This is a genomic window from Microbacterium sediminicola (assembly GCF_039531125.1).
GTDB classification, from domain to species: Bacteria; Actinomycetota; Actinomycetes; order Actinomycetales; family Microbacteriaceae; genus Microbacterium; species Microbacterium sediminicola.
On the sequence record NZ_BAAAPL010000002.1, the window covers coordinates 934,250 to 946,952 of the forward strand.

Annotated in this window: 12 protein-coding genes; 6 read left to right on the top strand and 6 right to left on the bottom strand. The window is 70.2% G+C overall.

Translation table 11 applies throughout. The features are described 5' to 3' along the window. Nucleotides 1-9: 9 nt before the first annotated feature. A complete protein-coding gene (locus ABD206_RS13035; RefSeq protein ID WP_344073292.1) occupies nucleotides 10-1,197 on the top strand; it encodes a cation:proton antiporter in 1,188 nt (395 codons plus the stop codon). After that, a complete protein-coding gene (locus tag ABD206_RS13040; RefSeq protein ID WP_344073294.1) occupies nucleotides 1,194-1,682 on the top strand; it encodes a glutaminase in 489 nt (162 codons plus the stop codon). The genes ABD206_RS13035 and ABD206_RS13040 overlap by 4 nt, the downstream gene beginning before the upstream one ends. 13 nt (nucleotides 1,683-1,695) lie before the next feature. Here ABD206_RS13040 and ABD206_RS13045 read toward each other — a convergent pair whose 3' ends face one another. Next, complete coding sequence (locus tag ABD206_RS13045; RefSeq protein ID WP_344073296.1) at nucleotides 1,696-2,319, bottom strand: LysR family substrate-binding domain-containing protein; 624 nt, start codon at nucleotides 2,317-2,319, stop codon at nucleotides 1,696-1,698. 49 nt (nucleotides 2,320-2,368) lie between these two features. Between ABD206_RS13045 and ABD206_RS13050 the strand changes: the two genes are divergently transcribed. Beyond that, complete coding sequence (locus ABD206_RS13050; protein WP_344073298.1) at nucleotides 2,369-2,755, top strand: DUF1304 domain-containing protein; 387 nt, start codon at nucleotides 2,369-2,371, stop codon at nucleotides 2,753-2,755. A gap of 39 nt (nucleotides 2,756-2,794) precedes the next feature. Here ABD206_RS13050 and ABD206_RS13055 read toward each other — a convergent pair whose 3' ends face one another. Further along, nucleotides 2,795-3,202, bottom strand: coding sequence for an LbetaH domain-containing protein (locus ABD206_RS13055; protein ID WP_344073301.1), 408 nt, complete (start codon nucleotides 3,200-3,202; stop codon nucleotides 2,795-2,797). A 180-nt stretch (nucleotides 3,203-3,382) separates the two neighbouring features. Between ABD206_RS13055 and ABD206_RS13060 the strand changes: the two genes are divergently transcribed. Both ABD206_RS13060 and ABD206_RS13065 read left to right on the top strand, forming a co-directional pair. Further along, a complete protein-coding gene (locus ABD206_RS13060) occupies nucleotides 3,383-3,928 on the top strand; it encodes a hypothetical protein (protein WP_344073303.1) in 546 nt (181 codons plus the stop codon). A 26-nt stretch (nucleotides 3,929-3,954) separates the two neighbouring features. Beyond that, nucleotides 3,955-4,566, top strand: coding sequence for a YitT family protein (locus tag ABD206_RS13065; protein ID WP_344073305.1), 612 nt, complete (start codon nucleotides 3,955-3,957; stop codon nucleotides 4,564-4,566). A 21-nt stretch (nucleotides 4,567-4,587) separates the two neighbouring features. Here the strand turns inward: ABD206_RS13065 and ABD206_RS13070 are convergent, their stop codons facing one another. Together ABD206_RS13070 and ABD206_RS13075 are read right to left on the bottom strand one after the other, a co-directional pair. Continuing rightward, nucleotides 4,588-5,361 carry a DNA-formamidopyrimidine glycosylase family protein gene (locus tag ABD206_RS13070; protein ID WP_344073566.1) on the bottom strand — a complete coding sequence of 258 codons (774 nt, stop codon included), beginning with the start codon at nucleotides 5,359-5,361 and terminating at the stop codon, nucleotides 4,588-4,590. Then, nucleotides 5,348-10,057, bottom strand: coding sequence for an Lhr family ATP-dependent helicase (locus ABD206_RS13075; protein WP_344073307.1), 4,710 nt, complete (start codon nucleotides 10,055-10,057; stop codon nucleotides 5,348-5,350). Before ABD206_RS13075 ends, ABD206_RS13070 begins: the two co-directional genes overlap by 14 nt. A 238-nt stretch (nucleotides 10,058-10,295) precedes the next feature. Between ABD206_RS13075 and ABD206_RS13080 the strand changes: the two genes are divergently transcribed. Next, a complete protein-coding gene (locus tag ABD206_RS13080) occupies nucleotides 10,296-10,775 on the top strand; it encodes a cupin domain-containing protein (RefSeq protein ID WP_344073310.1) in 480 nt (159 codons plus the stop codon). Between the two features lies 1 nt (nucleotide 10,776). Here ABD206_RS13080 and ABD206_RS13085 read toward each other — a convergent pair whose 3' ends face one another. Beyond that, entirely contained in the window at nucleotides 10,777-11,760 is a 984-nt protein-coding gene (locus ABD206_RS13085; protein WP_344073312.1) for a zinc-binding metallopeptidase family protein, read from the bottom strand. A 57-nt stretch (nucleotides 11,761-11,817) separates the two neighbouring features. Then, entirely contained in the window at nucleotides 11,818-12,699 is an 882-nt protein-coding gene (locus tag ABD206_RS13090; RefSeq protein WP_344073314.1) for a transglutaminase family protein, read from the bottom strand. Nucleotides 12,700-12,703 lie beyond the last annotated feature (4 nt).

The following is a 12,703-nucleotide window of genomic DNA, read 5'->3' on the forward strand; positions in this document are numbered from 1 at the left end:
TGGGCACTGATGGAGCCGTTCTTCCTGGTACCGCTGCTCGCGGTCATCGCCCCCGTTGCCGCGCGTCTGATCGGGCCCTGGCTACGGGTTCCCGTGCTCGTCTTCGAACTGCTGCTCGGCATCCTCGTGGGGCCGGCACTGCTGGGATGGCTCCACCCCGAGCCGATCTTGCAGGTCTTCTCGCAGCTCGGCCTGGCTCTGCTGTTCTTCATCGCCGGCTCAGAGATCCATGTCGCGAGTTTTCGCGGCAAGACCGGACGAAACGCCATCCTCGGGTGGGTGCTCTCGCTCGCCCTCGGTATCGGGGTCGGTGCTCTGGTCGGCTCGCTCAGCGGGGCGATCATCATCGGGATCGCACTGTCGTCGACGGCGCTCGGCACGCTGCTTCCGATTCTCCGCGATGCCGGAGAGAACGGCACACCCTTCGGCCGCGCGGTCGGCGCGCTGGGCGCGGTCGGAGAGTTCGGCCCCCTGGTCGCGATCTCGATTTTCCTCGCCGGGCACGACCCGGGCGTCTCGACCGTGATCCTCGGGGGCTTCCTCGTGCTCGCGGCCGCGTGGGTGCTGCTCACGCTCAAGCTCCCCCACGGCGCGATGCACGCCGCTGTGTCGGCGACACTGCACACGTCGAGCCAATTCGCCATCCGGGTGGTCTTCGCCATTCTCGGCGGGCTCCTCGCGCTGACCTCGCTGTTCGATGTCGACTTCTTGCTGGGAGCCTTCGCCGCGGGTCTGATCTGGCAGCTCATGATGCGCGACGCCAGCGAAGAGAGCCGTGAGGCGGTCGAGAGCAAGGTGGAGGGCATCGCCTTCGGCCTGTTCGTGCCGATCTTCTTCCTCTACACCGGCATCACCTTCGATCTGACTTCCCTGCTCGACCAACCCGAGCTGTTGCTGTTCGTCCCCGTGGTGCTCGTGGGCATGCTCGTGGTGCGCGGGCTGCCGTCGCTGCTGGCCGCACCGCCCGGCTCATCGGTGCGCGATCGCTTCTCGCTCATGCTGTTCGGGGCGACAGGTCTGCCGATCGTCGTGGCCGTGACGGCGATCGGCGTCGATCAGCAGCTCATCACCTCCGCGCAGGCAGCGGTGCTCGTGGCCGGCGGCATGCTCTCGGTGCTCATCTTCCCCCTCGTCGCCATGGCGATCCGCGGCGACCGCGTGAACCGCGGCGATGGGATCGTCGACGAGATGGCATGAGCGAGCTCGCACGCCTGCTCGACGAGACCCGCACGGCGTTGGCGGGGACCCCTCGGGAGCTGCTCGGAGAGGTGGTGACGCCACGCCTCCTGGGGATCGCCCGCTCTCCCAGCGTCCGGTTGTGTGGCGAGGCGTGGCGGCTCGGGGTGCTGCTGCTGTCGGAGGACGCGGTCTTCGCGACGGGCGAGGTCGTCCGATCGCGTGAGCCCGCCCGTCGCGGGTACACGGCCGAGTCCCAGCGCGAGAGGGCGGGGCTGGCCGAAGCGGCGTTTCGGGGCGGAATCCTCCCCGGGGTCCCCGTCCACCTGGGGTGGCGGCGGCTGGATCTCGCCGCGGTCGAGAGCGGAGCGGATGCCAAGCCGCTCGCCCTGATCGACGGGGTGCCGCAGGTCAGGTGGAGCCCGTCTGCGGGGTACGTCGCACTCGCGACCTACCTCACGGAGCGCGCAGAACTGCTGCGCGACCCGCCGCTCGGGGCGACCTGACCCGACGGCGCGGTCATCGTCGGGAGGAGGTGGCGCTCCTGCCGCGGACGATCCCGATGAACGTCTCGACGTTGGGTGTCGTCGCATCGATCAGCCAGGCGAGTGCCATGGTCGAGGTCGGCCCCTCCGCCAGCGGGCGGAAGGTGACATCGCGTCTGTGATGCAGACGCGCCAGCGACATGGGCACGATCGTGATCCCGATGCCGGCCGCGACCAGCTCGATCGCCGACGCGGTGTCTACCGGCGGCGCGAAGTCGGGCACTCGGGTGCCCTCGATGCGGACGCCGAGGACGTCATCTTGTGCAGAAATGAGAACCTCGCCGGCAAGGTCGTCGTCGCTGAGGTCTTCGGCGACGGTCAGGGCCGAATCGATCGGGACGACCACGACGGGCACCTCGTCGTACAGCGGGATCGCGTGAAGGTCGGTCTTGTCGATCGGCAGACGCACGAGCGCGGCATCCACGTCGCCGGCCACGAGAGCCTGACGCTGACCCGCGACCGGCAGCGGAACCAGTTCGAGCGGGGTGCGCGGCATCCGCTGCGTCCAGACGTCGATCCACTTGCCCGGCGTCGCTCCGGGAACGGCGCCGAGGCGGAAGACGTGCCGCGGCGTGATCGACGGGGAGTCGGAGGTCATGGCATCCAGGCTACTGACGTGGGCCGACGGCCCGCGCTAGGGTGCGAGCGTGACCCTCGCTCTCGTCGCTTCCGTCTTCGCCCTGGCCGCCGCACTCGTGCACGTGGGGATCTTCCTCATGGAGAGTGCGTTGTGGTCCAACCCGCGCATCTGGCGGATCTTCGGGCTGCGGTCGCAGGCAGACGCCGACGTCGTGCGACCGATGGCGTACAACCAGGGCTTCTACAACCTCTTCCTCGCGTTCGGAGCTTCGCTCGGGGTCGTGCTGTTCTGGGCGGTCTCTCCGGTGGTCGGAAAGACGCTGGTGCTCTTCGCGCTCGGCTCGATGGTGGCTGCGGCGCTCGTGCTGACGGCGACCGGGCGCCGCTACCTCCGTGCCGCGCTGGTGCAGGGCACGATCCCACTCGTGGGGCTCGTGCTGTTCGCCTTCGCCTGAGCCGGGCCTTGCCTCACAGCGCCGTCGGGCGTGCCGAGCCTACGCCGCCAAGCGCAGCCCGCGCCGGTCGGTCGCCACGCGCTCGCCTTCGTCGATCGACTCATCGTCGCCGATGAGGGAGCCCATGGCGACCTGGGCGTGTGCGCCGACGATCGTGCGTACGCCGATCTTCGCGCCCGCACCGATCTTCGCGCCGGGGCCGACATGGACGTGGGCCGAGATCTCGACGTCGGGACCGATGAAAGCGTCCGTCTCCACCCATGCGCCGCGGGCGACGTGGGCGCCGGCGGCGATCTGGACTCCCGGTTCGACATACGCACCCGCTTCGACGATCGCGCTCGGGTGCACTTTGGCCCCGTGTGCGATCAGGCCACGCCCGTTGGCGTGTTTGCGGTACCGCAGTGTCTCACCGCGGTCGTCTTCGATGTCGATGTAGTTCTTGCCCACGATCTCCTCCGCTGGGCCGTTCGGCCCTGTTGGTGACCGAAACGATATGCATCCGGGATTCATTCCCATGCGACCGAATGAATTTCCGCTTTTCTTCGGAGAGCTGCGTAACGCCGTGGGCGGGTACGCGTCTTGATCTGTAGACGGTGCAGGTCGGGACTGTGCCGGGAGGGGGTGGTCATGTCGGCGGTCAGGGCGATGCGCGCCGAAGCGGCGTGGGATGGTGGCACGTGGGCGCACGGTAGTGGTCGGGCCCGCGGCCACCGTCACCTGCGGGCGGTCGAGCTACCGCCGGCCGCGGTCGTGCACCCCGAGGGGGCGGATTGCCGCGAGCGCGACGCCGCGGCCGACAGCTTCTTCTCCCGGACGTGGGACCCGGCGCTCGTCGACAGTCTGCGACGCCTCCACGACTTGGCCATCGACTGCGCGCGTGCGCGGGAGTTGTACGCGTTGTGCGCCTCGCGGCGGGCAATCGTGCAGCCGCGCGATCCGATGGACATGAAGATCGAAGCCGTCATGCGCCTCTACGGCGCCCAGCTTCGTGCGGAGGTGCAGCTGGATGCGCGTGCGCGGCAGCTGCGCGGCGCCCCGGGCTACCCCGACGCCGAGGCCGAGGTCACCCGTCGCGCGTGTCGGCTCGCTCACCTGGCGGTCTATGGCTGTGACGGCGATCCGACCCGGGCACGGCGCTCTGCGCCGCCCGACGTCGAGCCGCGTCAGAGGTAGCGGCGACCCTGGCGGACAATGGGGGCATGTCCGCCGTCGAGCCGCCCGTCGCCCACTCCTGGTTCGAGGACGTGCTCGGGATCGTCACCGGGACATTCGCGGCATCCCTCGGCCTCTACCTGCTGCAGAACTCCGAGGCGGTCACCGGTGGCACGGCGGGGCTCTCGCTGCTGCTCGGGTACGCGACGGCGTGGCCGTTCTGGCTGTTGTTCGCCGTGATCAACCTCCCGTTCGCCGTGCTGGCGATCTGGCAGAAGGGCTGGAGCTTCACGCTCCGCACCGCGATCTCGATCGGCCTGGTCTCCGGGTGGTCGATCGTGCACCACGCGCTGCTCGACATCTCGTGGCTCAATCCCGTCTACGGGACCCTCGGCGGCAACCTGCTGGCCGGTGTCGGCCTGCTGATCCTGTTCCGTCACCGCGCGAGCCTCGGCGGCATCAACATCATCGCGCTCGTCGTGCAGGAACGCTGGGGATTCCGGGCGGGGTGGACCCAGATGATCTTCGATGTGCTGATCGTCGCGGCCGCCCTTCTCGTCGTGCCGTGGGGGAACGTCGTCCTCAGCGCGGCGGGCGCCGTCGTGCTGAATCTCGTCCTGGCGATGAACCACCGCCCCGGCCGCTACATCGGCCACTGACTCCCGCCCGCACGGCGCCGTCTACGGCTGGCAGCGTGGGCACCAGAAGACATTGCGCTCGCGCGTGGCACCCGCGCCCAGCGCTCCCGCGCGCACGGGGGTCCCGCATCGTCGACACGGCTGGTTCTCGCGCCCGTAGACCCAGGTGCGCCGGCCCCGACGGCTGTCTCCCGTGAAAGTGCGCTCCACACGGTGCAGGTTCGTCCGGATCATCCGTGCCCCGGTGTCGACCAAAGCGCGGGCATCGATGTCTGTCGCTGCCGCGGAGGGACGGATGCCGCGAACGAACAGCATCTCGTTGGCGTAGACGTTGCCGAAGCCGGCGACATTGCGCTGATCGAGCAGGGCGACGTGGACGCCCCTGGCATCGGCACCCACGCGGCGGGCAGCCTCGTCGAGGTCCCAGCGGTCGGACAGGGGGTCGGGGCCGAGGTGGCCGACGAGTTCGCGCTCTCGTTCGGTCGGGACGAGTGCGAGGTCAGCGAGATCGAAACCGACGGCCTGCGTACGAGATGTCTCGACGACGGCGCGGGCGCGGAAGGCGGGCACCCGCCAGCGTTCGCCGGGGCGGTACACGTGCCACTCGCCCTCCATCTTGAGGTGCGAGTGCAGCGTCCACCCGCCGATGCGCAGCAACAGGTGCTTGCCGCGCGGTACGCAACTGTCGATCAGCTTGCCGCTGAGATCGGCGGTGGCCAGTCGAGGCACCCGAAGATCGACCCTCGTCGTCGTGTCACCCGCGAGTGCCTCGTCGAGCCGGTGTGCGGCGCGCCAGACGGTGTCACCCTCGGGCACGGGCACCCGCCGACTCCCGGCGCAACGTCAGCCCCCGGGGGGTCTCGACGAACCCCGCGGCGCGCAGGATCCCCGCCCAGGGTGTGCCGAACACGGCGGTGCCGTTCACCTGCTCGATCGTCAGGGTGTCGAGCTGCCGCTCGCGGGCGGTGCGCACGAGCGAGCCCGCCGCCGCCGCACGACGATCGTCGGCGTCGTCGAAGGCGAGCGCCGACTTACCGCCGCGTTCGAGATAGAGGACGAGGTCCCCGTCGACCGTCGTGACCAGGCCACCCGCCTTGCGGCCCGGCCGGTGGCCGACCCCGTCCAGTGCGGGCCAGGCCAAGGCGCCGCCGTAGGGATTGGCCGGGTCGGTTGCTGCCAGCGTGAGGGCATCCAGCGGTGCGGGATCGGCGACCGCGGCGAACTCCCGCAGCCGGTCGACTGTGGCCGAGGAGGCGAATTGCGCGCCGCCGAGCTTTTCGACGAGGTATCCGCGACGACAGTGACCGGCGCGTTCGAGGTCGGCCAGTGTGCGGTATACGTGGGCGAAGCCTCCGGGAACGGCTTCCGTCTGCACACTGCCGCGCGTCACGACGCCGTACCGATCGAGGAGGATCGCCGCCGTGGCCGCCGCGCGTCTGGTCGGGTCCGCCTCGCTCTCGGGCAGCAGCGACCAGCGTCCGCCGGTCAGCGCCGTCCTCGGTGTGGCGGTCCCGGCTGAGGCCATCACGACGCCGCGGTACAGCCGCGCCCGCGGTGCGCGGCGCTTCGTGCGATGGGCCTGCGAGCCGCCGGCGAGGAGCCCCCGTACCGGAGCGAAGGTGTCATTGGTCACGTGGCCGGCCCAGGCCAAGCGCCAGAGCGCGTCGAGGACGGACTGCTCGTTCTCGGCATCCGTCTGCGCGCGCAGCTGCGCGGCGAAGAACGCGCCGCCGCCGGTGAGCGCGGCGAGCACCTGCGCGTCGAGGGAGTCTGCGGCGACGTCGTCCGTCGCAGCGGCGAGGGTCAGGGGTGCGGCCTCCGCCGGGTGAAGCGCCACCCACCCGTCGCGACCAGGAAGGGTGCCGTGGCCCGACCACAGCACTTCGCCCGTGGCGGTGAGCTCGTCGAGCATCGCGGGCGCGTAGTCGCGGACGCGGGAGGGGAGGATGAGTGACTCCCAGGCGCTCGCCGGCAGGGGGACGCCGGCGAGCTGTTCGATCGCCGCCGCGACCCCGTCGATCCCCTCCAGCGGCCTGATGATGTGCTGCCAGGCGGGAAGGAACCGCGCCAGAGCGCTCTGGGGCACGGGCTCGACGCTGCCGCGGATCGCCGCGAGGGAGCGCATCCGCAGTCGCCGCAGCACCTCCGCGTCGCACCACTCGGGTTCGCCGCCGTCCAGGGCGGACGATGTCGGGAGGAAGAACCCGCTCGCGACGCGCCCCTGCGACTCGAGTCGCTGCAGGGTGGAGCGGGCGACCGCGGATCCCAGGCCGAAACGGGTGGCCGCGGAATCTGTCGGGAAGGGGCCGTGGGTGCGCGCATGCCGAGCCAGCAGATCGCCGAGGGGGTCGGCAACCGGCTCGAGGAACGCGACCGGAATGCCGATCGGCAAGGCGGTGCCCAGGGCATCCCGCAGCCGCCCGGCATCCTCGATGGCGGCGATGCGTGTCTCACCGGCAACCGAAATCGTGATCGCGCGGCGGGTGTCCAGGAGCGTGTCCAGGTGGGCGGCGGCCTCACCTAGGGTCGCGGGGGCCGCGTCATCGCGTGAGCTGCGCAGGCGCGCGGCGGTCTCGGAGGCGGTCAGCGGGCCGAGACGGCGCAGCAGGTCGGCGACGCCCTCCAGGCCCCGCACGCGGCGCTCGGGGTCGAGGTGCTGGGCCTCGGCCTCGAACTGGGTCAGCACGTCGGGGTCGAGCAGCTCCCGCATCTCGACGGTGCCGAGCAGCTCCGCCAGCAGCGCGGGATCGACGGCGAGGGCCGCCGCCCGTCGCTCCGCCAGCGGCGAGTCACCCTCGTACATGAACGCGCCGACATATCCGAACAGCAGGTCGCGGGCGAAGGGAGAGGGCTGGGGCGTTTCGACCTCGATCAGGCGGATACGGCGCTCGCCGATCCCGCGCACGATGCGCAGCAGTGCGGGCACGTCGTAGACATCCTGCAGCACCTCGCGCAGGGTCTCGAGAATGATCGGGAACGTCGGATGCCGCCGCGCGACCTCCAACAGCTGTGCCGATCGTTGCCGCTGCTGCCAGAGCGGCGTGCGGCGATGGGGGTTGGTGCGGGGCATCAGGAGCGCCCGCGCCGAGCACTCGCGGAAGCGGGAGGCGAACAGTGCGGAGCCTCCGACTTCGTCGGCTACCAGCGGTTCGAGCTCGTCGGTGTCGAAGACGAACAGCTCGGCGCCCGGGGGCTCTGCGGTGGTGTCGGGGACGCGGACGATGATCCCGTCGTCGCTGGCGACCGCCGAGCCCTCGACGCCGAGACGCTCGCGCACGCGGGCGTTCACGGCGAGCGCCCACGGGGCGTGCACTTTCATTCCATACGGGGAATGCAGGATCACGCGCCAGTCGCCGACCTCGTCGCGACCGCGCTCGACGGTGAGCGTGCGATCGGTGGGCACGGTTCCGGTCGCGTCGCGCTGCTCGGCGAGGTAGGCGAGCAGATTCGCCTGCGCGAAGTCGTCGAGTCCGGCATCCGTCAGCCTGGCGTGGGTCTTCTCCGGGGCCGCGGCGGCGACCTCGCGGGTGAAGCGGCCGAGCGCCTCGCCGAGTTCTGCCGGGCGTCCGAGGCCGTCGCCGTGCCAGAACGGCACGCGCCCGGGCTGCCCGAAGGCGGGAAGGACGTTGACCCGATCGTGGGTGATCTCCACGATCCGCCAGCTGGTGGTGCCGAGGGTGAACACGTCGTTGACGCGCGATTCGTAGACCATCTCTTCGTCGAGCTCGCCGACCCGGGCGTTCTGGGTTTCGCCGGCGATGTAGACGCCGAACAGGCCCCGGTCGGGGATCGTGCCGCCGCTCGTGACGGCCAGGCGCTGAGCGCCGGGGCGGCCGGTGAGGGTGCCGTGATCGCGGTCCCACACCAGACGCGGGCGCAGCTCGGCGAACTCGTCGGACGGGAAACGCCCGGCCAGCAGGTCGAGCGTCGCCTCGTAGGCCGAGCGGGGCAGGGAGCGGAACGGCGCGCTGCGCTTGAGGGTCTCGAACCATTCCTCGACATCGAGCGGCGCGAGGGCGCAGGCGGCGACCGTCTGCTGGGCGAGGATGTCGAGCGGGTTCTGCGGGATCGCGATCGCCTCGATCTGCCCGGCGAGCATGCGCTCGGTCACGATCGCGGTGTGCAGCACGTCGGAGCGGTGTGTGGGGAACAGTGCCGCACGGCTGATCTCGCCGACCTGGTGTCCGGCGCGGCCGACGCGCTGGAGGCCCGAGGCGGCGGAGGGCGGAGCCTCGACCTGGATGACGAGGTCGACCGCGCCCATGTCGATGCCGAGCTCGAGGCTCGAGGTGGCGACGACGCAACGGAGGATGCCGGACTTCAATTCCTCCTCCACGATGGCCCGCTGCTCCTTCGAGACAGACCCGTGGTGGGCCTTCGCGAGCACGGGGTCGGCGCCGGCGGTCGCGCCGCCCTGGGCGGGCGTGGCCGCCGGGACCGTCGGGTCGGGCAGATCGATACCGAGCCGTTCCGCGTAGATCTCGTTGAGCCTGCCGGTGAGGCGCTCCGCCAGGCGTCGCGAGTTCGCGAACACGATTGTCGAGCGGTGCTGCAGGACACGGTCGACGATCGCTTCCTCGACATGCGGCCACACCGAGCCGGTCATCTCGGTGTTCTCCGGTCGACCGGGAGATGGGTCGAACCAGTCCCCATCGGCCGGATCGGAGGGGTGATCCCCCGAGTCGTCGCCACGCCCCTGGGGCGTCCCGGCCGAGTCAGGCGCGGGCGGTGCCGCTCCCGCGGCGGGTGGCGGGTTCAGCATGTCATCGACGGGCACGACGACCGACAGGTCGAACGTCTTCGCGGCGGGCGGTGCGACGATCTCGACGGAGGCAGAGCCGCCGAGGAAGCGCGCCACCTCGTCGATGGGGCGGACGGTGGCCGACAGGCCGATGCGCTGGGCGGGTGCGGCATCCGGATTCTCGCCCCGGATCAGCGCGTCGAGCCGTTCGAGAGTGACGGCCAGATGCGCGCCGCGCTTGGTGGCGGCCACGGCGTGGACCTCGTCGACGATGACGGTGTGCACGTTCGCGAGGGTGCGTCCGGCCTGGCTCGTGAGCATGAGGTAGAGGGACTCGGGGGTGGTGATCAGGATGTCGGGCGGTGCGCTCACGAGCTTCCGGCGCTCCGCCGACGGGGTGTCACCGGAGCGCACTCCGACGGAGATGCCGGGCATGGGCACGCCGAGGCGGGTGGCGGCGTGGCCGATGCCGACGAGCGGTGAGCGCAGGTTGCGCTCGACGTCCACCCCCAGGGCCTTCAGCGGGGAGACGTAGAGGATGCGGGTGCCTGTGGTGGCATCCGCGCGCTCGGCCTTCTCGCGAAAGACGCGGTCGATCGCCCACAGGAACGCCGACAGCGTCTTCCCCGACCCGGTCGGGGCGACGACCACAGCGTGCTTGCCTGCAGAAATCGTCTCCCACGCCCCCACCTGAGCCGGCGTCGGGGCGCGGAACGCACCGCGAAACCAGTCCTGCGTCGCAGGACTGAATCGCTCGAGCACGTCGCCCATCTCCCCATCTTCCCCCGCCCTTCCGACATCGTCGGCGCGTATCGACCTCCCGCCGTCAGCGCAATGCAGGAGGTGAGGAGGGTCTCGCGGCGCGGCGTGCCGGATTTCCGCGGCGCGCGCCCGTCGCGGTGGCATCAACTCCTGCGTTGTGTGGCGGATCGTGGCGAAGCGGGGGAGAATCCCTGAGAGCCGGGCGGTGCTGTCGGACCTGCCCGCCGGTAGATGCGAGGGGGCCGACATGGCGTTCGACAAGGTTGTGCACGGTGGTCACGACGACTTCGCGGGGCGCGGGATCTCGCGGGGTGCGTTCTCGTTCGACAAACGCACCGCGGTCGCCAAGGAAGGGACGCAACTGCAGGTCGCGTTCATGGAGATCCCGCCCGGCAAGTCCGCGTTTCCGTATCACTGGCATGCCGGGATCACCGAGGCGTATGTCATCCTTTCGGGGACCGGCCGTGTCCGAACTCCCGAGGGAGAGTTCGATGTGGCCGCGGGTGAGGTCGTGGTCTTCCCGCCCGGGCCTGCGGGCGCCCACCGTATGACCGCCACCGGTGATGAACCGCTGCGCTACGTCGATCTCGACACCACGGGCGATCCGGATGTCATCGGATACCCCGACTCCGGCAAGACGATGGCCTACACGACCTTCCGCAAGACCACGATCTTCCGCGACGCCGATGACGTCGACTACTTCGAGGGCGAACCCGACGCGGAGTGACTCAGGCGGGTGCCGCAGCGAGCCCCGCGACGAAGTCGAGCTTGTCGAGAACGGGGTCTGAGATCACGAACGGGTAGAGGTCGTCGCTGCCCATCGATCGGTTCATCATGTTGAGGGCCGTCGACAGCGGGATCCAGAAGTCGACGACGAGCTCCCGGAACGATGCGGCATCGACGGTGCGCAGGATGCCGAACTCGTCCGCCGTCTGGATTGCGTCGCTGATGTGCAGATAGTGCGCCCAGGTCTCGGCGAAGTCCTCGAAGGGATGCATCGTGGCGTACTGCGAGATGTAGTTCGCCTGCCAGTCTGCCGGGGCGCCCTCCGCGTAATGCCGGTCGATCGCGGCGTGGTAATCCTCGGTCTCGTCGCCGAACAGCGCGCGGTAGCGGGCACGGGTGGCGTCGTCGGCGACGAGGAAACTCTCGTAGTAGTGGCCGATCTCGTGGCGGAAGTGGCCGAGCATCGTGCGGTACGGCTCGTCGAGCATCGCGCGGATCCGCTCTCTATGGGCGTCTTCGGCCTCGGCGAGGTCGATGGTGACGATGCCATCCGCGTGCCCGATCGTGACCGGCTCGGCGACGCTCGAGAGCAGGTCGAACGCGACGCCGCGCTCATCGACGCGCTTGTCGAGGATCGGGATGCCGACGGCGTCGAGCTCCGCGATGAGATGGCGCTTGGCGCGCTCGGCCGGCGCGTAGTTGACGATGCCCTCGAGATCGGCGTCGTTGGGTCGGGTGCGGGTGAGTCCGCAGCTGAAGCACAGACCGGACTCGTCGGTCGTGAGCCACGTGCAGCCCGAGAGCCCGAGGTTCGCGCAGACCGTCCAGACGATGTCCGCTGCGTCCGTGTAGGTCCCGGTCTCGGCATCCAGCGGAACGATCTGCCGCTCAGCGCGCGAGTATCCCAGCGGCGTCTCGCACGACACACACACCGAGTTCTCGAAGAAGAGTCGGTTCCCGCACACCCCACACCAGAACGCTTTCACGCGCCGATCCTCGCACACGCGCGCCGGTTTCCCCGGACCGCCGAGTGCCGGGGCGCGTCAGGCGTGGACGGGGGCGACGTCGACCGAGACGCGCAGGGTCGAGCGCTTGGCGGTGGTGAAGATGATGCCCTTGACGGGTGAGACGTCGCCGTAGTCGCGTCCCCACGCGACCGTGACGTAGCGGTCGTTCGCCCACTGGTCGTTCGTGGGATCGATCGCCAGCCACTCGTCCGAGCCCGGCATCCACACCGCCAGCCATGCGTGGGAGGCATCCGCTCCCACGACCCGTTCCTTGCCCGGCGGGGGCTGGGTCGCCAGGTATCCGCTGACGTAGCGCGCGGCGATGCCGTGGCTGCGCAGGCACGCGAGGGCGAGGTGCGCGAAGTCCTGACAGACCCCCGCCCGGGTCTGCAGTACGTGCGCAACCGAGCTCGTCACGGTCGTGGCGGTCTTGTCGTACTCGAAGTCCCGCTTGATGCGGTGCATCAGGTCGGTCGCGGCCTGTCCGATCGGGCGTCCGGGCGTCAGGGATTCTGCGGCGTATTCCCGCGCCTCGGGCGCATGCTGTGCCTTGGGGGATTCGATCGCGAACTCCGCCGCGGCCCACGCTCCCGGCGTCTCGGGGTGCAGCAGCGGCCGAGACTGCTCCCAGGGCAGCGCGAGGGCGGCCTCGTCGTAGCGCGGGACATCGACGACGACGTCGCTGCGCGCGTCGACCACGAGACGCGTGTGCGGAGCGGTGACGTGGAAGTAGGTGACGACGTTGCCGAAGGCATCCAGCTCGTGGCTCACGTCGCCCGGTGTCGGATCGATGGTGACGTCATACCCGCTGATCTGCTGCCACGCCAGGGTGCGCGGGGCGACGTGTGCCAGGCCCAGGGAATTGCGCACGTCCTCGCTGTATTCGTAGGTCGTGCGGTGCGAGACCACGTACTTCATCGGA

Excerpts from the sequence above, each read along its gene's own strand:
- ABD206_RS13035 (WP_344073292.1), top strand. The coding sequence starts at position 10 with ATGGAGCCGTTCTTCCTGGTACCGCTGCTCGCGGTCATCGCCCCCGTT.
- ABD206_RS13080 (WP_344073310.1), top strand. The coding sequence starts at position 10,296 with ATGGCGTTCGACAAGGTTGTGCACGGTGGTCACGACGACTTCGCGGGG.
- ABD206_RS13075 (WP_344073307.1), bottom strand. The coding sequence starts at position 10,057 with ATGGGCGACGTGCTCGAGCGATTCAGTCCTGCGACGCAGGACTGGTTT.
- ABD206_RS13040 (WP_344073294.1), top strand. The coding sequence starts at position 1,194 with ATGAGCGAGCTCGCACGCCTGCTCGACGAGACCCGCACGGCGTTGGCG.
- ABD206_RS13045 (WP_344073296.1), bottom strand. The coding sequence starts at position 2,319 with ATGACCTCCGACTCCCCGTCGATCACGCCGCGGCACGTCTTCCGCCTC.
- ABD206_RS13090 (WP_344073314.1), bottom strand. The coding sequence starts at position 12,699 with ATGAAGTACGTGGTCTCGCACCGCACGACCTACGAATACAGCGAGGAC.
- ABD206_RS13060 (WP_344073303.1), top strand. The coding sequence starts at position 3,383 with ATGTCGGCGGTCAGGGCGATGCGCGCCGAAGCGGCGTGGGATGGTGGC.
- ABD206_RS13065 (WP_344073305.1), top strand. The coding sequence starts at position 3,955 with ATGTCCGCCGTCGAGCCGCCCGTCGCCCACTCCTGGTTCGAGGACGTG.